The sequence below is a fragment of the Ensifer sp. Root1252 genome (genome assembly GCF_001425885.1).
GTDB classification, from domain to species: Bacteria; Pseudomonadota; Alphaproteobacteria; order Rhizobiales; family Rhizobiaceae; genus Ensifer; species Ensifer canadensis.
The window spans coordinates 20360-38527 of the sequence record NZ_LMDT01000031.1 but is presented as its reverse complement, the minus strand read 5'-3'; the positions used below and the strand labels follow the sequence as shown (position 1 = coordinate 38527).

The 18168-nt window shown below is 59.8% G+C and carries 14 protein-coding genes and 5 pseudogenes; 7 read left to right on the top strand and 12 right to left on the bottom strand.

Annotated features, from left to right (window positions below):
• Positions 1–418: 418 nt before the first annotated feature.
• A complete protein-coding gene (locus ASD02_RS26205; protein WP_057210148.1) occupies positions 419–718 on the top strand; it encodes a hypothetical protein in 300 nt (99 codons plus the stop codon).
• 433 nt (positions 719–1151) lie between these two features.
• Here ASD02_RS26205 and ASD02_RS26200 read toward each other — a convergent pair whose 3' ends face one another.
• Positions 1152–2045: a LysR family transcriptional regulator gene (locus ASD02_RS26200; RefSeq protein WP_057213400.1), complete on the bottom strand. Its 894-nt coding sequence runs from the start codon at positions 2043–2045 to the stop codon at positions 1152–1154.
• Between the two features lie 154 nt (positions 2046–2199).
• Between ASD02_RS26200 and ASD02_RS26195 the strand changes: the two genes are divergently transcribed.
• Together ASD02_RS26195 and ASD02_RS26190 are read left to right on the top strand one after the other, a co-directional pair.
• On the top strand, positions 2200–2850 hold the full coding sequence (locus ASD02_RS26195; protein WP_057210146.1) for a hydrolase: 651 nt from the start codon (positions 2200–2202) through the stop codon (positions 2848–2850).
• Positions 2851–2854: 4 nt separating this feature from the next.
• Positions 2855–3374, top strand: a pseudogene (locus ASD02_RS26190) (alpha/beta hydrolase); the annotation flags it as partial.
• A gap of 513 nt (positions 3375–3887) precedes the next feature.
• Here the strand turns inward: ASD02_RS26190 and ASD02_RS26185 are convergent.
• The 3 genes and pseudogenes from ASD02_RS26185 to ASD02_RS26175 form a co-directional block, all read right to left on the bottom strand.
• Positions 3888–4124: a hypothetical protein gene (locus ASD02_RS26185; RefSeq protein ID WP_107027993.1), complete on the bottom strand. Its 237-nt coding sequence runs from the start codon at positions 4122–4124 to the stop codon at positions 3888–3890.
• A 333-nt stretch (positions 4125–4457) separates the two neighbouring features.
• Positions 4458–4774: pseudogene (locus ASD02_RS40030) on the bottom strand (restriction endonuclease); the annotation flags it as partial.
• A 116-nt stretch (positions 4775–4890) separates the two neighbouring features.
• Positions 4891–6597 (bottom strand): adenylate/guanylate cyclase domain-containing protein, encoded by a 1707-nt coding sequence (locus tag ASD02_RS26175; RefSeq protein ID WP_057213394.1) that lies wholly within the window; start codon positions 6595–6597, stop codon positions 4891–4893.
• 182 nt (positions 6598–6779) lie between these two features.
• Here ASD02_RS26175 and ASD02_RS26170 point away from each other — a divergent pair.
• Positions 6780–7327 (top strand): annotated as a pseudogene (locus tag ASD02_RS26170) (tyrosine-type recombinase/integrase).
• A 188-nt stretch (positions 7328–7515) separates the two neighbouring features.
• On the opposite strand, the gene ASD02_RS26165 reads toward ASD02_RS26170, so the two are convergent.
• The gene (locus ASD02_RS26165) at positions 7516–8250 is read right to left on the bottom strand and encodes a phosphotransferase (RefSeq protein WP_057213704.1); all 735 of its coding nucleotides are present in this window, start codon (positions 8248–8250) and stop codon (positions 7516–7518) included.
• Between the two features lie 310 nt (positions 8251–8560).
• On the bottom strand, positions 8561–9457 hold the full coding sequence (locus tag ASD02_RS26155) for a LysR family transcriptional regulator (protein ID WP_057213388.1): 897 nt from the start codon (positions 9455–9457) through the stop codon (positions 8561–8563).
• Positions 9458–9594: 137 nt separating this feature from the next.
• Here ASD02_RS26155 and ASD02_RS26150 point away from each other — a divergent pair, with 137 nt between their 5' ends.
• Together ASD02_RS26150 and ASD02_RS26145 are read left to right on the top strand one after the other, a co-directional pair.
• A complete protein-coding gene (locus ASD02_RS26150) occupies positions 9595–10566 on the top strand; it encodes an MBL fold metallo-hydrolase (protein WP_057213386.1) in 972 nt (323 codons plus the stop codon).
• A gap of 35 nt (positions 10567–10601) precedes the next feature.
• Positions 10602–11174 (top strand): annotated as a pseudogene (locus ASD02_RS26145) (pyridoxamine 5'-phosphate oxidase family protein).
• A 282-nt stretch (positions 11175–11456) separates the two neighbouring features.
• Here the strand turns inward: ASD02_RS26145 and ASD02_RS26140 are convergent.
• The 5 genes from ASD02_RS26140 to ASD02_RS26120 are packed head-to-tail and all read right to left on the bottom strand — an operon-like array spanning position 11457 to position 16731.
• Complete coding sequence (locus ASD02_RS26140) at positions 11457–12218, bottom strand: amino acid ABC transporter ATP-binding protein (RefSeq protein WP_057213382.1); 762 nt, start codon at positions 12216–12218, stop codon at positions 11457–11459.
• Complete coding sequence (locus ASD02_RS26135) at positions 12218–13327, bottom strand: amino acid ABC transporter permease (protein ID WP_057213379.1); 1110 nt, start codon at positions 13325–13327, stop codon at positions 12218–12220. The genes ASD02_RS26140 and ASD02_RS26135 overlap by 1 nt, the downstream gene beginning before the upstream one ends.
• Complete coding sequence (locus ASD02_RS26130) at positions 13324–14448, bottom strand: ABC transporter permease subunit (RefSeq protein WP_057213376.1); 1125 nt, start codon at positions 14446–14448, stop codon at positions 13324–13326. The genes ASD02_RS26135 and ASD02_RS26130 overlap by 4 nt, the downstream gene beginning before the upstream one ends.
• Positions 14449–14463: 15 nt before the next feature.
• Positions 14464–15489 carry an amino acid ABC transporter substrate-binding protein gene (locus ASD02_RS26125; protein ID WP_057210138.1) on the bottom strand — a complete coding sequence of 342 codons (1026 nt, stop codon included), beginning with the start codon at positions 15487–15489 and terminating at the stop codon, positions 14464–14466.
• A gap of 45 nt (positions 15490–15534) precedes the next feature.
• Complete coding sequence (locus ASD02_RS26120) at positions 15535–16731, bottom strand: PLP-dependent aspartate aminotransferase family protein (protein ID WP_057210212.1); 1197 nt, start codon at positions 16729–16731, stop codon at positions 15535–15537.
• Positions 16732–16842: 111 nt separating this feature from the next.
• On the opposite strand from ASD02_RS26120, the gene ASD02_RS26115 reads away from it, so the two are divergent.
• The gene (locus ASD02_RS26115) at positions 16843–17730 is read left to right on the top strand and encodes a LysR substrate-binding domain-containing protein (protein WP_057210137.1); all 888 of its coding nucleotides are present in this window, start codon (positions 16843–16845) and stop codon (positions 17728–17730) included.
• A 42-nt stretch (positions 17731–17772) separates the two neighbouring features.
• On the opposite strand, the pseudogene ASD02_RS40025 reads toward ASD02_RS26115, so the two are convergent.
• Positions 17773–17995 (bottom strand): annotated as a pseudogene (locus ASD02_RS40025) (hypothetical protein); the annotation flags it as partial.
• Between the last annotated feature and the right edge of the window lie 173 nt (positions 17996–18168).

Sequence of the window (18168 nt, the reverse complement as noted above, 5' to 3'; positions counted from 1 at the left end):
GGAAGGCCGCTTCCCATTCGACGTTCGGAACGATCCTGCCCAGCTTCAAACCCGCGCGGTATAGAGTGAAGGGCGCATGTCCGCAGGCTCGCCAAGCGCAGGCCAGCCGCTCCTGAACCGACCATAACCCTTTTGGCCAGTGCACAGCGACCATGTGAACCCATTACTTCCATCGCGTCATGTTCTCGCCTGATAGGTCGCGGACCGGAACTTTATCAGGTCTCGAGGATTCACTGAGCGGACAGCCATGTCGAGGGAGGTTCGAAGTTGAAGACAATCGTACGAACGACGGGAGCAACTTCGGATCGAACGGACCCATGCCGAACCCAAACGCCGAAGGCTAATTGCACCGCGCGTCGCCGAGGCGGGTGATGGTCCGCCTTGGAAAACCTGGGACATCGGGTCGGAGGAAAAGGCGATGCATTTGATCCAGATATTTTTGCCGCTTGTCGGCAACAAACGCGATTCTTCGAAGAGATTCGCGGAGGTCCGCGACCAGCTGACAACTCGTTTTGGCGGAGCCACGCTCTACCGTAACGCCCCTGCGGAGGGTTTGTGGGAAGACGAAGGGGCGGTGGAAAAGGACGTTATTATAATTGCGGAGGTGATGGCCGTCGAGCTGGACCAGAATTGGTGGGCCGACTACCGCAAGGAACTCGAGCGCCGCTTCAAGCAAGACGAGATCGTCGTCCGCGCGGTGTCGATGACACGCCTGTGATATTCACCAAGATCAACGCTGTCGCCCACTTGCCAGTCCGCGTCTGTCGTCTGGGTTACATCTACCCAGTTTCTATTGAACCTCCTGGGCGTGGGCATCGGCGTGGCGCACAGGGCTTGTGAGAACAGATCCGCTGGCCCTTTCCTGCCTTTCCGCCGCAAAGCCTGAACGGGATTCCTGATCGCTTTTGACTGTCGCCAGCGGCATAGCGGATGGCCGCTTTGCGCGCCCACGCTAATCGTTGAGGTCGATTGGGCTTCGCCCCGAAAACAGCCAGTCAACCATTGCATAATCAACCAAGGCAGCCCCAGGCTCCGGAGCCCAGCGAAAGCTGGGTCAGTAAGTGGAACGTGTGGGCAATGTCGTCACGCTCGGCGGCTCGCAGTGGAGCGACCGTCGAACGCAATTCATTGATAAGGCTTCGCCCCGTGTTTTAACGGTCGAGACCCCAAACGTCCGGGTTCCGTTTGAAGTACTCGGTCAGCATTTCGGTAAGCACACGCACTTTCCGCGTGGGATGCTGACCCGGCGGGCGGACGACATACGCCGCCCCCGGAGGGACCGGATAGCGGGTCATGATCGGGACCAGAGCGCCGGAGGCCACATATCCATATGTGATGCAATCGGGGAGCCAGGCGATGCCGAGACCTGCCGCCGCCGCAGCGGCAAGCGCCGTGGCGCTGTCGGCCTTGAACCTGCCCTGCGGCTGAACCGTGACGATCTTGTCGCCATCCATGAACTGCCAGGCTTCCGTTCCCTGCATGAGGGCCTGATGGGTGACGAGTTCGTCCGGGGTCTCGGGTGACCCGTGCGCTTTGATGTAATCCGGGCTGGCGACAAGCTTGCCATGGATCGGCCCAACGCGCTTCGCGATCAGGTTTGAGTCTTGGAGGTAGGCACTCCGAATCGCGCAATCAAAACCTTCTGCGATGAGATCGACGAAGCGATCGCTGTACGAGGTATGGATGTGAAGCTGCGGGTGCTGGCGCGCCATGTCCGCAAGCACGGGGGCGAAGTGGGTCGGGCCGAACGTAAGCGGCATGGCAACCCTCAGGCGGCCGCGCAACTCACCGGTGGGGAGGATTGTTTCCTTGGCGGTGTCGATCTCGGCGCTGGCTCTGGCCGCATGGTCCCTGAACGTGATTCCCGCTTCCGTGAGCGCGGCGCCGCGGGTCGTTCGTGCAAGAAGCTGGACGCCAAGCTCCGCTTCGACCCGGAAGAGTCGCCGACTGACGATCGATTTGGAGACGCCAAGCCGGCGCGCGGCGGCCGATACGCCCCCGGCATCGGCCACTGCGACGAATGTCTGTAGGTCTTCGATGTCCATTCCGGCGTTCCTTATTTCGCGACACAGCTTGCCCGACTATGGCACTACCGCGCCACCAAAAGGAACAGCAAATTGCGTCCAGGCAACGTCACCCGCTGGCGCATGTCTCCCGTGAACCCATCGCCGTCCATAGCGGCAGAGAAAGGAAGTCTTGATGCCCCCTCGTAACGGCCTCGATTCGCTTCTTCGTCCCGAAGATTCCGTCCTCGTTCTGATCGATCACCAACCTTATCAACTCGCGAACCTGAACAGCCACGATCCGCATATGGTGGTCAACAACACGACCGCGCTGGCGAAGCTGGCAAGAGCCTTCAATGTTCCGACCATTCTCACCAGCGTGATCGCGGCGCGCGGTGGACTTCTCTTTAAGCAGATCACCGACGTGTTCCCTGGACAGGAAGTCATCGATCGCACCTGGGTGAACACCTGGCAGGACGAGAATGTGGTGAACGTCGTCAAGGCGACCGGCCGCAAGCAACTGATCATCGCCGGACTGTGGACCGAGGTCTGCGTTGCCATGCCTGTCATCCACGCCGCCGGCGAAGGCTGGGACGTCACCGTGATCACCGACGCGTCGGGCGGGATTTCGAAGGAGTCTCACGAAGTCGCCATCCAGCGAATGATCGCGGCCGGCGCGAACGTGATGACCGTGATGGCGCTCGCTGGCGAATGGCAACGCGATTGGGCGCGCACCGAGCATGTCGAGGAGCTGACCGAGATTCTCATCCAGCACTTCGGCGGCAGCGGCATCGCGTATCTTTGGGAGCAGCAGCTTCTCAACACGCCGGTGCCGAGCGAAGGCTGACCCGGGCCGGGTGGCCAAAGCCGTCCTCGTCGCCGCCATTCCGCCGCTGATGCTGAAGACCGACGACAAGCCCGAAGGCCGCCCATGGAGGTCTTCGACGGCTTCCGGACGGCACTGGCCTGCAACCGTTCACAGTCTCCTTCCGCGACGTCCCGTCAGGCCCGTTCTACGGCTTCAACCGCGAGGGCGCGGCGGTCCATGAAGGCGTGCTCCAGAACTGGTGGCGGCAGGGCATGATGGGAGCGCCAAGGCGCACTACGATGGCATCAAGGCCTTCTCGGAAACCGACCAGACCGATGACCTCAAGGCGATCACCGTGCCGACGCTGGTGCGGCACGGTGATCACGACCCGGTCGTTCCGATCGCCGCCGAACGGTTCGTTGAAGACCTATCCCGGTGTCTCGCACGGGATGCTGACAGTAAACGCTGATGTGCTGAACGCCGACCTTCTGGAGTTCAGCAAGAACAGCAGGGGCTGGGGGCGCGGCTCCCGGCCCCGTCCCGTAGTTCGAGTCGATGCTTAAAAAGGTGTGCGTGCGTCGGTAGAGCACAAGAACTCCATCTCGCACGACAGAAGCGCTGCGCTCATAGTGGCCTCGCTGCGCGTTTGTCAGCTAATCTTATTACTGGGACCGAAACCAGACGGTCTGCCGTCGGCCCCAATTGAGACGCAGGGATCACGCTGGCCAAGACTACGCTCCTAACGCTTCCTCGGCGTTCAGAGCAAAGGCAGTAACGCGAATGCACTCCACCCGACTTAGTCGGCCGGAAGCCGGCAACATATCGCCCCGTCCGGGTGCGTCCCTCGCCTTGATGGGATCAGAACCAATGACCCAGTTTTTTACCATTTCCCTCTGTTACAAGTTCATTGGGCAAGATATGAACTTGGCCGGGCTGGAATGACTGATTTATGGCCGATCGCTACCCAATTGCTTGGGCAGCCCGCCCGGAACGGCGGCGGGGTCAAAACTTGGGTGTCAGGCCATTGAAGGTGATCCGGCCGTCCAAATGCGACCTGTCTGGCGTCAATGGAAGCTTCATGAAGCCGAGAACTTCACCGTCACGCCGCGCTGGCGAAAGTAGGCCTGCATAAACTTCCTGCCAGAACGATTATTTTGCATGAGCTTAGCAGGGTCGAACACGGCCTCTTTCAAACCTGCCCGCACCAACGCTTCCTTGAGGGTCGCGATATGCACATCGATGTCGGCATTGTCCGCCTGGAGCGATTCATAAATGCGGTTTGTTGCATCTGCTACGGTCGGCTCACTCACGATTATTTTCCCTTTGGCTGGCGCTTACCACGTTTTCTTGCTTGATCCTATGTTGGGGAAAAATGCCCACGTCAAGGCGAAGGCCGTCGCGCCGCTTCAGCACCGTTTAGTGCATCGGATTCCCGTTGGGGTCCCTCTGCCCCGGGCGCCTCCCTCGGGACAGCGCCAGTGACCGCAAACCGGGGCGGGTCGCGCTGGTCTGCGTCCAGTGCCATATGTCTTCGCATGCGGACCGGAAGGTTCCAACCCATCGTCTTCCGTTGGCCGTCGACGCTCAACGTCCCCAACTTGGCCTCGCTCGGTGGTGGTGGTCCGCTAACCTGAGCGAGAATAATTGATGCGATTGAAGTCCGCGCTCCAAATGGGCCTTACCGCAGACTGTGCCTTGCCCGATATCCGGCCCTCTTCGTTTAGAACGCCACTCTCGACCTCACCCTCTGTTCCACTGAATTGAACCTGATTGATGAAGTCGAGGTAGCTACCCGGTTCGATGAGTGCGAGATGCATGCTCGATGCCTTCGGGTCCGGGATGACCTCGGTCACCTTGGCAACACCAAAGTAACCGCGGGTCGCGGCGACCTTGCGCGGCTCGTAGTAGATGATCCAATCGCCTACAGGCCACGCACCCGTCCAAGATCTTGGCTCGGAAACTGGCGCAAGACACAGGCCGAGCTTGATGCCGAGATCGTGACCGGCGCCAGACCGCCGTCGCGCAGCGCATATCCGTTGATCAAGTCCTCGAACGCGTCCGGATTGTCCCCACCCGCTGTCACATCTCGGGCAGGCCAGCCTTTCGGAAGCCGTCGACAAAATGGTCTCGTACAGATGCATCGCGCAGCGGCTGGGAGCTGAGCCAATGGCCGATCGTGAAATGAGGGTGGGCAATCAGGAACAATTCTGCTTCTCGCCGCGCCTCCTCACGCTGGCCCAACTGCGCAAGCGCAGCAGCCAGGAATTTGCGTGAGTTGGTACGATACGTGTCTTTCCTGCGGAGTGTAGCGGTTGCCGCCTCATAGTCACGCGCGGCGTATTGCGCCTGCCCAAGATGACATAGATACCAGCAGGTTGGATAGGGATTGAGCCGCAGAGCTTTTTCGATCTGCGCTAGTCCGTCGGCAACCCTGCCGTCCAGCACGGACATGTCCGACATGGCGGCCCAGGTGTCGGCGTGGTTGGGGTCCAGCTCCAGGGCCTTGGCGAAGGCGGCTTCCGATTCCTCCCATCGCCGCTCATAAGCCAAAATGGTCCCCAGAACGTAACGGCAGCCGGCATCGTTGGGATCCAGGTCGACCGCCTTGTGCGCGAACGTCGCCGCCATCCGACGGTTAGGGACTTCGGGCTCGCCGAAATGAGTCCAGGCAAGCCAACGGTTATAGGCGAGCAGACCGTGCGCCTCGGCATATGATGGCTCAAGCTTAACCGCGCGTTGGAGCAGCATATAGGCCTCACGCTCAGTTTGTGGCGACTCTTCCGTCAGGAGGCGGGCGCGCACACACAGATCGTACGCCTCAAAGTTCTTCGGCCGATTGCGTTGCGTCGGGATGGTCAGCCGGCCGACGAGGGCTTCAACAATCTTGGCGTTAACTTCATCCTGTAATTCGAAAACATCTTCCACGGTCCTGTCAAACCGGTCGGCCCACAAGTGCTGGCCGCCAAGCGCGTCGATCAATTGGGCATTGATGCGGACACGGCCCATTGCGCGTCTGGCGCTCCCCTCGAGGACGTAGCGGACGCCGAGTTCCTGGGCGACCAGCCGTACGTCGACCGGCTTGCCCTTGTAGCCGTACACGGAATTGCGCGCGATGACGAACAGGCCAGCCGTACGGGAAAGGTCGGTGATCAGGTCTTCGGTCAAGCCGTCGACGAAGGGCGCGTCCGCTTCATCCCCACTCATATTTGTGAACGGCAATACAGCGATCGAGGGACATTCCGGCAGCGGCAAGATGCTCTGCAGCGCATCCGGCCAATGCCACACGTGGACCGGGCGCGTCAGGTTCTTCAGGTAGCGTTCGCCTGCATCAAAGAACCGGTCGCCGATCTTGCCGACGATCTCGCCGTGAACTTTGGCTGAAATGCAGATACCTCCCGGTGCGGCCTGCGTCTCGAGGCGCGCCGCGACATTGACGCCGTCGCCGAGGACGTCTGAACCGTCGTCAATGACATCTCCCAGATTGACGCCTACACGCAAAAGCAGGCGCCGGTCTCCGGAAGCCTCAACAGCAGTGGTGGCCCGTTGCATTTCCAACGCTGCTGCGACCGCGTCCACCGCGCTACCGAATTCGATTAAGAATCCGTCGCCCATGACCTTGAAGATGCGACCGTTGTGGCGCATCACAGCCGGCTCGATAACGCCAGAACGGAGTTCCCTGAGTTTCGCCAGCGTTGCGACTTCATCAGCCTCCATCAGGCGTGAATATCCCACCACATCGGCAACGACGATGGCGGCAAGGCGACGCTGAAGAGATTGATCCGTCATGTGAGGACAAGCCTAACGACCGAGTTCGCAAGTTATTGTTCAACCGCGGGTGAGTCAACAAGTGGCAGCTAATGTCCAGGCGATCTCCACCTCCATCGAGCCGTCATCCTTCTTTGTGACTGACGGCGTCGAAGTGGGCTACACGGAAATGAGTATCCACGGAAAGCGAGGATCCTGCCGCTTTGGGCCGACCGGCATGGAACGTCGGCCGAAAGGTCGGCGTCAAGAAGTCTCTGAAACAGCGTCAGATTTGGGCAATCCGCTTCTTCCTGGACCGGGAGGAGCGTATGAGAGATCGCGCGCTGTTTGATCTCGCAATCGACAGTCAGGTCGAGAGATTCGAACCCGCGCTATGGTCGTTCAGCAAAAGACCGGCCGTCCGGTTCAGTTCGAAATCACGGCGGACGTGAGGGCAAGTTTGCTTGCGTGGCTTGAGCGGCGAGGCGGAACAGTAGACGACTACGCCTTTCCCAGTCGGGTTGACCATACCGATCATCTGTGTACTCGCCAGTACGCTCGATTGGTAGATGAATGGGTGACCGCGATCGGGTTGCGATGCGAAGACTACGGCACGCATTCGCTCCGGCGCACGAAGGCCGCAATGATCTACAAAGCGATAGGCAATCTTCGCGCTATTCAAATCCTATTGGGCCATACCAAGATCGAAAATACCGTCAGGTATTTGGGTGTGGACATCGAAGATGCGCTGGAATTGGCGGAGCACACCTAAATCTAAGAAGCGTGGGGCTCCGCTGTGAGCGTGGCCGCATTTGCGGACTGACATGCCACAATCGTGACGTTTCAACGGGCTACTACGCGCGCCCATTTCGGTCGTAGGCCCGCGGTGGCGTCTTCCCGAAAGCAGACGTCGATCAAGCCAAGCTTTGACGGCATCAATGCGCCATGAGCGATCGTCGCTTAGATCGCTCCAACTTCGGCAAGTCGCTGTTTCGCGTATTCGTCATCCCAACAGACGGCGGCTTCCCATGCGGCCGATGCTTGCGCGGCGATGTCATACGCCCCGGTTTCCAGATTGGCAGCATTATGGGGCAAGACGAGGTCAAGGTCGGGGACGTCGATATGCGACTCATCCCAGTCGATCAGTGCGACGCGGTCCGTGGTCATGCGGATGTTGGCAGGGTTGTTGGGATTGCCGTGGACGACGCTTGTCTTACGTCCGATAAGCCGTGCCCATGCCGCGCGGCATCGAGCGACGCCATCTGGCGGCATCGCGGCAAGATCGATCCTCGTCCCCGTCTCGGCATGCAGGAGGTCAGTCGAGGATTGCCACCCTGGGCGCTGCGGCCAGCCTTGCGTCAAACGATGCAGTTCGCGCAGGGTCTCGGCTACGCGACGCCAGTCGCCCTCAGTCTCGGGTGGTCCGCCATGCATGTATTTCATAACCATCAGGCCATCCGCGAATAGCCGGCCGTCGTCCGCCGGGATCGGCACCGGCACGCTCAGACCTTCACTGTCAAGGTGCCGGAGGAGTTCAACCTCCCACGCCAGATCAGCGTTGCTCCTGGTACCCAGACGACCGACTGCAAGTTGCCCGTGGATGTGCACGCTCCAGACGTCATTGGCAACCCCGCCAGCGAGCCGTTCTATGCGAACCGCGTCTTTCCCCCACAGCTCTAATGCTTCCCATCCCACTCGCAGCATCCTTGATCAACCCGATTGAGACCTGGGTAAACCAAGCGCAGGAACGGGACAACGTGGATCAGCTCGGCTACGATAACGCGCTGTTAAGCTTGTGCGCACTAGTCGCGGATCGAACGGCAGCCCGGGTCACCAGCGTCCGAATTGGCCCGGTAGCATTGCGCCCCCATTTCAGTCTTAGAGATAGCTTTGGCCCTTTCCTTGAAGACGACATGTTAGGCGCTTAGGGAAGGACAACCGCATCTTGCAGCATTCGCACCGGTGCGCCCCACTGCCATCAACGGTGGTGCGCGTGAGCGGGACGCTAGTAGGCCAGCTGCGTGCGTAGGCTTGGGACGATCCAGTCGAGGAAGCACCGCACCTTCAGCGGCAGAGGATCCACTGGTCCATGGATAACGTTCACAGGTAGCGGTTCCGGTGCAAAGTCCGTCAGCAATTCGTGCAGAGCACCGGAGCGCAACTGATCGGAGATCTGGTAAGACAGCACGCGGATAATGCCTATACCGGCTATTGCGGCCTGAATGGCAGCCTCCGTCGTATTAACCGCGAATTTGGGGCGCGGCTCGATGGTAAAGGCCGCGCCGTCCCGGCGGTAGCGCCATTCCGGCGCGGTCGCAAAGCCCTGAAAGCTTATTCCGTCATGCTGGCTGAGGTCTTCCGGCTGACGCGGAACGCCTTGTCGGGCAAGATAGTCGGGGCTCGCGCAGATCACCCGTCGTACGGCGCCGACGCGCGTTGCGATAAGCGCGCTGTCGGCCAAGTGTCCGATCCGCAGGGCCACGTCGACGTGCTCATCTGCCAGACTTAGCTGCCGATCGGCGAGGGTCAGGCGCAGGTTGATATCGGGTTGCTCCTTCAGGAACTCCAGAGCTATTGGCAGCAGATGGCGCTCGCCGAAGGCAATCGGTGCGGTCACGTGCAGCCCTCCACGCAGCGCGCCATAGTCGCCGCTGGCCTGCCGTTCTGCCGCGTCCAGTTCCTCCAGAATACGACGTGACGCGGCGACGAAGCTGCGGCCCTCATCCGTCAAGGTGAGGCCGCGGCGGGTGCGCCGGACCAGGTGCACGCCAAGGTGCTTTTCCAGATCCGCGACTCTGCGGCTGACCGTGGCGAGCGGTGCATGCAATCGCCGCGCTCCAGCCGAGAGGCTGCCGGCGTCCACCACCGCCAGCAGCACCGACATCGCTTCAAACCGATCCATCGTATCCTTCCGGAAATTGAGAGGAAAGTTCCTGAAATGGCAGGATACCCTATTGGTTTCGGACATCCTAGCTTTTGTGGCGTTCCAGGGGGCGCCGGCCGGCTCCCCGTATTGCCAATGATCAGGAGAAAGACGTCATGCCTCAACTCTCACGTCGTGCCTTTGCCAGCGCTCTTCCTCTCGGCTTCCTCGGGGGAGGACTGATCAGTGGCGCACCGGCCCTTGCCGCAGCGCAGAATACCACCAAAACGCCGGTCAGCATTACGCCACTGGCGCAGATCCGCATCGGTCGCTTCACGGTGACGGCACTGACAGACGGGTATGCCGATATGCCCTTCGACTATTTTCCGGGACGCGCCCCGGCCGCGGTGGAGCAGGCGGCAGTCGCTCAGTTCACCGCCCGGCCGAGTGGGGTGCGGTTCCTCTTCAACCAGTATCTCATCGATGATGGCGAGCGCCGCATCCTGATCGATGCCGGTGCAGCGGGCTCGATCGGGCAGACCGGCAAACTGCCGCAGGCGCTCGGTGCGCTTGGCCTGCAGCTTGACCAGATCGACGCGGTGATCGTGACGCATATGCATCAGGACCACATGGGCGGTCTGATCGCCGGAGGCAAGAACAACTACCCCAAGGCGGAGCTCTACATCGATCGTCGCGACGTCAAGCATTGGACCGACCCGGCCAAGCGCAGCGGCGCGCCCGATTATCTGCAGACCAGCTTTAAGATGGCGCAGGAGGTGGTGCGCCTCTACCCGAAACTCCAGGCGATTGACGGAGAGCGTGAAATTGTGCGCGGCGTCTCGATCGTCGACCTGACCGGTCATACACCCGGCCATATCGGCGTGCGGGTTGAAGATGAAGGGAAGAGCCTCATCATGGTGTCGGACATGATCTTTCCGGTCGTGCATCCGGGAGCGACCGATGTGTTCTTCCTGTTCGAGCAGGACCGTGCAGCCGCCAAAGCGATGCGCGACCGCTTTTTCCCCCGCGCAGCCTCGGAAGGCGCGCTGATCGCCGCCACGCACATGCCCTTCCCAGGGCTCGGCCGTGTCGTCGCCGACCGTGGGCAGATGCGCTGGGAGGTGGCGGACTGGGCCTTGCAGGATTGAAGTTAGCTCCGGCGGGCTAGAAGGTTAGGAACGGAATGAGCAGCAAATATCTCAGTATCGCCACGACGCCCTCGGTAGCGGCCGCACAGGAGCACTAATGCAGCGCGGGGCAGTGGGCGCGGATCGGCGCGCGCGCTCACGCAGACGAAACTGCGCAGAGCCAGCGCCTCGGTCCGGCAGAAACGGCCTTCATCGGCGCGTGCGACGGTTTTTATCTTGCCAGTGTCTCGGAGACCGGCTGGCCCTACGTCCAGTACCGTGGTGGGCCTGCAGGCTTTCTCACCACGGTTGACGCATCGATGCTGGGCTTTGCGGATTTTCGCGGTAACCGCCAATACATCACAACAGGCAGTGTCAGCGCCAATGACCGCGTCTCACTGTTTCTGATGGACTACGCGCAACGGCGGCGCCTGAAAATCTATGGTCACATGCGCGTCATCGATGCAGAAGACGATCCGGTGCTGGCGAAAAAGCTGACCGTGCCCGACTATCCCGCTCGGGTGGAGCGTCTCGTCCTCATCGCGGTGGAGGCGTTCGACTGGAACTGCCCGCAGCACATCACGCCGCGCTTCACTCTGGCTGAGCTGGAGCGTTGGCGATTGGAGTAACCAGAAGTTGTTTTTCCTCGGTAAAGGCTTCCAGGCCGTTGACCAGCCGGATGGTCCAGTGGCCGCCGATAACACATTCCGCATAGTGGAAATCTCTGCTCCGTAGCGATGCGGAGGACCGCCTGAAAGGACTTATTCCCTATGGAGCGGATCAAGACCTTCGAGGAAATTCGCCACACGATCTTAAATCACGTCTGAAGCCGAGCGCGTTCTATGTGTCTCCCGCCTGCCCTCGTCGCTCGTCGCGACAAGGGCCTCTACTTCAGCAAGCAAACGTGGAGGTTAATGGACAATCTGCTGGAGAAAGCGTCTCGTCCTCTCGTTTGCCGGCGCATCGAAGAAGGCATCCGGCACGTTGCTTTCGACAATCATCCCCTGGTCCATGAACACCACTCGATTGGCCACCCGCCGAGCGAAACCCATTTCGTGAGTCACCACGATCATAGTCATGCCTTCTTCGGCGAGAGACACCATGGTGTCGAGCACCTCCTTGACCATTTCCGGATCAAGCGCCGATGTCGGTTCGTCGAACAACATTACCTTGGGCGCCATGCACAGTGCGCGGGCGATCGCCACGCGTTGCTGCTGACCACCTGAGAGCTGACCTGGAAATTTACGTGCCTGCTCCGGAATGCGCACGCGTTCCAGGAACTGCATCGCGCGCTCTTCCGCATCCTTGCGGGGCGTCCGGCGCGACAGTATCTGCGGGAGTGCGCAATTTTCCAGGACCGACAAGTGCGGAAACAGGTTGAAGTGCTGGAACACCATTCCGACATCGCGCCGGATCGTGTCGATGTTCTTCAAACTCTCGTTGAGCGCGGTACCATTGACGATGATTTCGCCCCGCTGATGCTCCTCAAGATGGTTGACGCAGCGGATAAGAGTAGATTTTCCAGACCCAGATGGACCGCAGATCACGATCCTTTCGCGCGACTGGACAGAGAGGTCTACGTTGCGCAGGACATGGTAGTTTCCGTACCACTTGTCCAAGTTTCGAATGACGATCGCGGGTTGATCGACGTCCCGCTCTTCATGGATAGACATTAGCGATAATCCTTTGCCTTTACCCGGATCTCGAGCCAACGGGCGTAATAGGAGATACCGACGCAGATCGCGAAGTAGATCAGGCCGACGAACAGATAGGCCTCAGTGTAAGGAGCCGGCCAAACCGGGTCCATGGCCGCCGAGCGGCCCGCACTTAGCATATCGAACACACCGACGATCATGACGAGGCTGGTGTTTTTCACCATGACGATGGCGGTATTGGTCAACGGCGGGATGACCTTTTGGATCGCCTGCGGCAGAACAATGTGCTGGATCGCCTTCCAATGCGGGATCCCAAGCGCCTTGGCGGCTTCTATCTGCCCAGGCGGGATTGCCTGCAGTCCTCCCCGGATGACCTCCGCAAGATAGGCGGCGGAGAATATCGTAAGGGCAGCGAGCGTCCGGCCAAGCTTGTCGATGTCGAAGCCCGGAGGTAGGAGCAGAGGCAGCAGGATCGAAGCGACGAACAGGAGACCGACTAACGGAAGTCCGCGTACCGTTTCTATCAGGCCAATCGAAAGAAGGCGCGGTATCGGCAGCGTCGATCGGCGGCCCAATGCCAGGAAGATCGCAAAGGGAAAGCCAAGCCCGAGAGACAACAGTGCAAGAAGAAGCGTCACTGGCAGCCCGCCCCAATTTGCGGTGGAGACGTGCGGAAGCCCTGCAAAGCCACCCCACATGAGAGCAAGCATCGCACAGACGGCGCCTGTCCAGGCCAGTGCGAGCTTTCTTCCCCAGAGCGCAGGAGTAAGCGAGACGAGGATCATGAGAAGGATGAGTGACATCACCACGACAGGTCGCCACTGTTGATCGGGTGGATAAAGACCGAACATGATGAAGCGAAGTTTGGCCCCAATGAACGCCCAGCAGGCTCCGCCCGACCTGCAAACGGAAGCATCATCGGTCGCCCAGATGGCATCGGTTACGGCCCATCGGAAGGCCGGAAGCAGCGAAACGATCACCCCGACCGCGCCGAGTGAAAGGAGGGCGCTCATCATGTCGCCAAACAGAAGCTTCAGGATCGGCATGCGCTTGGCAGGCGGTGCTTTCTGCGGCGCCGTCAGCTCGGTCGCAGCCATGGCGTAGTTCATTGTCGCAAGGCTCGTCATCGGGTCACCAATGCTACATGTGAGTTGTACCAATTCATGAACAGCGATACTGCGATGCTGATCGTGAGGAAGACGGCCAACAGGATGGCGATGCTTTCGATGGCCTGGCCCGTCTGATTGATCACGGTCCCCACCACGAGGCCGAGTTCCGGATACCCAACGGCGAGTGCCAGCGTCGTGTTTTTTACGGTCGAGAGGTACTGAGAGGTCATCGGGGGGATGATGATGCGGAGCGCCTGGGGAATGATGATCCGGAACACCGTCTGCCGCTCTGACAAACCCAAGGCTCGGCCGGCCTCCCATTGACCGCGGGAGACGGCCTCGATCCCACCGCGGATTACCTCGCTGATGAAGACTGATGTGTAAATGACGAGGCCGACCATCAGCGCCGCAAATTCCGGCGAGAGCCGCATACCGCCGACGAAGTTGAAACCCTTGAGTTCCGGAAAGCTGACCGAGGGCTCTATGACGATTGTCCCCAATATGATCGCTGCCACGAGAACGCCGCCAAGTGTGATTCTTCTCTCGAGCGGGGAGCGGCCCCTCATCAAACACCAGAGAACCATCGTGATTGCCACGAAGGCAAGGACCAAAGCGACGCCGTACGGTCCGAGAGAAAGCGACGGGAGGTAAAGTCCGCGCAGCGACAGATAGATGCCCGAGATTGGATTAAACGCAAGTCTCGGGGACGGAAGAAGCGTGGTCGCGAGTGCGTACCAGAACAGCAGTTGAACGATCAGCGGCATGTTGCGCACACCACCGACAAAAACGACGGCCATTTTGGAGGAGATCGGATTGTTGGCCAGGCGAACCAGGGCAATTAAGAGACCAAAAATGGTCGAGGCGACGATGGCAAGGACCGCGATAGCGGCTGTATTTGCCAGGCCCACGAGGTAGGCCCAGCCGAAGGTGTCGGATGGATCGTATGGCAGAATGCCTTCCGAGATGGGGAAGTTCGCCTGCCGATCCAGGTAATCGAATCCTACGCGAATGCCGCGTTCAGCCAGGTTGCTCGCGGTATTCGACCACAGCCAGTAAAGAAGACTGGCAAAGCCCACGAGCAACAGGACCTGGAGAGCGGTGCTTCGAGCATGGCGATTGTCCAACAGTGTCGAGAGCATGGCCAGCCTCCAAGGTTACTGGAACGCCAACGGGAACATCAACCCGCCATCGCTAAAGAGCCGGTTGGCACCGCGATCCAGCTTCAGCGGACTGTCCTTGCCGAGGTTGCGATCGAACATCTCCCCGTAGTTGCCCAGCTTCGCGATGATGTTGCCGGCAAACTTTTCGTCGAGACCGATGGCGGCGCCATTTCCGGGCTCGACGCCGAGGAAGCGCTTGACGCGCGGATCTTCCGACTTTTCCATCTCAGCGACATTTTTCTGCGTAATCCCAAGCTGTTCACCGGTGATCAGGGCCTGGATAGACCAATTGACAATGTCGAGCCACTGGTCGTCGCCGTGACGGACCGCCGGCGTGAGCGCGTCCATGAACTTGGTAGCGGGAAAGATCACATAGTCGTCGGCATTTTCGGCCTTTGTGGCCCTGATCGATGCGAGCGCTGCGGCATCGGTGATAAGCGCGTCACACCTGCCGGAGAAGAAGGCTTGGCTCAATGCGGAACTGTTTTCGAACACGACCGGCGTAAGACCAAGATTGTGCTCTTTCGAGACGTCGTTTGCGACGACCTCTGTCGTCGATCCGGTCTGGACGCACACCGAGGCGCCCTCCATCTCCTCGACTTTCGTCACCCCGAGCGACTTCGGCATCATGAAGCCGGTGAACTCATAGTAGTTCGGGGTCGTGAAGTTGAGTCCGTTCGCATCGCGGCGCAGAGTCCAGGTAAACGTCCGCGGAAGGATGTCGATTTCCCCGGTTTGCAGAGCAGGCACCCGTTGCTGGCCACTCAGGGGCACGAACTCCACCTTGTCCTTGTCGTTGAAGACTGCGACCGCCACCGCTCTGCAGGTGTCAACGTCAAGGCCGCGCCAATAACCCTTTTCATCGGGAGCTCCGAAGCCAACAGTACCTTGGCTAGCGGCGCATTTCAGAAAGCCGCGCGCCTTGACGCTGGCAAGTGTCGTTTGCGCGGACGCCGAAGGTGACCCGACGATTAGACTAGAGACGAAGATCGCGGTCATGCTCATTAGTTTCAGTATCATTTTGGTTCCCCATTTTTTTGGTTGTGAGAATTTTGGAAGACGTCTTCAGCTCGCCTTGGAGACCTTCGCTGGCGCAGATCGTTCGGCGATGTCGGCGAGGAATGCTTCGATGTCGGCTTTGAGGTCATCCAGATCTTCCAAGCCGATGCTGACCCTCAGAACCAGATCCTCCCCATGCCATTGGCTGGCACTACGATTCTGTTTGACCGGCATGGGTGCGATGAGGCTGCGCGTTCCTCCCCATGACGCACCAATGGCAAAGGTGCGCAGGACGTCGAGGGCCGCAGCAGCGTGTTTGCTCGCTTCAGGCTTCAGCACCACGCTGAAGACCCCGCTCACGCCGAGGAAGTCACGCTTCCAGATGTCATGCCCCGGAAAATCCAGCAGCGAGGGGTAAAGTACCTGTTCGACCAAGGGATGATGCTGAATCAGGGCAATGATCTCGGCAGCTCCTTCCGCGGCATGCCTGAGGCGCACCCCAAGTGTTTCCATTCCTCGCAGTACAAGCGTTGCATCATCGGGCGAAACACCGATGCCGAGGCGACCGAGAGTCGCGCGAAGGGGAACGATGTGCTCCTCTGCGCGCACCGTAATCGAGCCCATCAACACATCGGAGTGGCCAGAGACGTATTTGGTTAGGGCCTCGGTGACGATGTCGGCGCCGAGCGTGAGGGGTTTGTAGTTGAGCGGCGTTGCCCAGGTATTGTCGCAGCCGACGAGTGCGCCATGGCGATGGGCAATTTGCGCGATCCTCGGAAGGTCCTGGATTTCCATCGTCGTGGAGCCAGGGGACTCGCACCAGACAATCTTGGTGCGGCCATCGATTTGCCGCTCGAGATCGTCGATCGCCACCGGATCATAGTAGGCGACCTCAATTCCGAAGCGTGCGAGGTCGCGGTTGGCGAAGTCGCGAACCGGAGGATAAGAGTTGTCGGCAATCAGGATCCTATCGCCAGTACTCAAGAACGACAGCATGGCGACCGAGTTCGAAGCTTGCCCGGATGGGACCAGGAACGTTCGCACGCCCATCTCGAGCGCCGTCAGTTTTGCTTCCAGGGTCCGCGTCGTGGGTGTGCCATACAGACCATAGGTGTAGCCCTGATGCCCCCGCTCGCCGCGCGTCCTGTAGGCTTCAGCGTTCTTGAACACGATCGTGGAGCCGCGATAGGTCGCCGCGCCAAGCGTTTCAAAACCGTCCATATCAACGTCCGGCGTGATCACGCACTGGGTGAGATCTTTCATCTTGCCTTCTTCCCGAGAGATTTCTTTGATCGGATTAAACATGGGCATTCCCATTCCGTCCAATATCAATACAGTGATACCTTATTCTTCCTGGTTATAAGGTTGCGTACGATGAACATCCGACAGATCGAGGTCTTTTACGCAGTGATGACCAACGGCACCGCGTCACGCGCAGCCGAAGTGCTTCGCATCTCGCAGCCTGCGGTCAGCAAGGCGATCCAGGAGCTCGAGCGCGATATAGGTTTTGCTCTTTTTCGCCGGGAGAAAGGCAGGATGTTTCCCACCTCCGAAGGACAGATGTTCTTCCGAGAGGTGGAAGGCTCGTTCTCAGGCCTGGTCCACCTCAAGAGTGCAGCGGCCCGTATCCGCGATTTCGGATCCGGTGAAATCCGGGTGGCCAGCCTTTCGGCTCTGAGCACCAACGTGCTGCCACGCGCGTTGAGCGGTTTCCAAAAAAAACACCCGAACGTCGCAATTACGTTCCAGGCACAGATGTCTTCCGTGGTGAAAGACCTCGTTGCGAGCGGTCAGTTCGATGTCGGGCTTGCGGCAGATGAGATCGATATTGCAGGCGTCGACGTACGCCCCTTTGCGCGCTATCGGGTATCGATCGCCGTGCCTTCAGGGCATCGGCTGGAGTCAGCCGACGTCATTCGACCCCAAGATATCGATGGCGAAGCGTTCATAGCGCTGTCGCCAGAAGACACGACACGGCGATCGGCAGAGACAATTTTCTTCAACGAAAACATCAAGCCGAAGATGGTTCTTGAGACGCCCTACTCGACCACGATCTGCGCAATGGTCCAGGCTGGGATGGGAATTGGAATGGTCAATCCCATGACCGCCGAGCCCTATGTGGGTCGCGGCCTTTCCTTGCGTCCCTTCGAGCCTGCGGTCTATTTCAGGACGTTGCTACTCTTGCCACCCAATCGGCAACCCTCTCGTATCGTTTCCGATTTCGTAGAGGAAGTCATGCGCCACTCGGTGTTTCAGGATTGAATGTGCTGTCTGCAGAGTGTCAGGAACCAGAACCAATCCCTCACCCGACCTGACCAACGACCGGGCGATATCGAGGATGTCGTCGCGAGCGGCTGTCGGATCTTCCTTGCTCCCGGCGACCCCAGGCCCGATGCGGAAGTCGACACCGCTCACCTTCCTGAGGTCCAAATTGCGGTTGGGTAGATCCAGCGTCCGGCGCACAGCCGATGCCAAGACCGGCCGAGACCAGCGACAGCGCCTCCATCGTTCTGCGGTCTTCACAGTTGCTCTTCCAACGGGTACCCGTCGTCGCGCGTGTCAATCGTTTGCGGCACGACCCACGAGGACAGATCGCCGAGGGTAGATCCTTCCGTGACTTTTCTGCCGCGAGCGCCTGGCGGACGGCAGGTCCGTACGATCCGAACTAGAGCGAGGTGAGGACTGGCGATAGGCCTTGAC

Excerpts from the sequence above, each read along its gene's own strand:
- ASD02_RS26155 (WP_057213388.1), bottom strand. The coding sequence starts at position 9,457 with ATGGATCGGTTTGAAGCGATGTCGGTGCTGCTGGCGGTGGTGGACGCC.
- ASD02_RS26205 (WP_057210148.1), top strand. The coding sequence starts at position 419 with ATGCATTTGATCCAGATATTTTTGCCGCTTGTCGGCAACAAACGCGAT.
- ASD02_RS26150 (WP_057213386.1), top strand. The coding sequence starts at position 9,595 with ATGCCTCAACTCTCACGTCGTGCCTTTGCCAGCGCTCTTCCTCTCGGC.
- ASD02_RS26195 (WP_057210146.1), top strand. The coding sequence starts at position 2,200 with ATGCCCCCTCGTAACGGCCTCGATTCGCTTCTTCGTCCCGAAGATTCC.
- ASD02_RS26175 (WP_057213394.1), bottom strand. The coding sequence starts at position 6,597 with ATGACGGATCAATCTCTTCAGCGTCGCCTTGCCGCCATCGTCGTTGCC.
- ASD02_RS26140 (WP_057213382.1), bottom strand. The coding sequence starts at position 12,218 with ATGTCTATCCATGAAGAGCGGGACGTCGATCAACCCGCGATCGTCATT.
- ASD02_RS26120 (WP_057210212.1), bottom strand. The coding sequence starts at position 16,731 with ATGAAAGATCTCACCCAGTGCGTGATCACGCCGGACGTTGATATGGAC.
- ASD02_RS26130 (WP_057213376.1), bottom strand. The coding sequence starts at position 14,448 with ATGCTCTCGACACTGTTGGACAATCGCCATGCTCGAAGCACCGCTCTC.
- ASD02_RS26125 (WP_057210138.1), bottom strand. The coding sequence starts at position 15,489 with ATGATACTGAAACTAATGAGCATGACCGCGATCTTCGTCTCTAGTCTA.
- ASD02_RS26115 (WP_057210137.1), top strand. The coding sequence starts at position 16,843 with ATGAACATCCGACAGATCGAGGTCTTTTACGCAGTGATGACCAACGGC.
- ASD02_RS26135 (WP_057213379.1), bottom strand. The coding sequence starts at position 13,327 with ATGACGAGCCTTGCGACAATGAACTACGCCATGGCTGCGACCGAGCTG.
- ASD02_RS26200 (WP_057213400.1), bottom strand. The coding sequence starts at position 2,045 with ATGGACATCGAAGACCTACAGACATTCGTCGCAGTGGCCGATGCCGGG.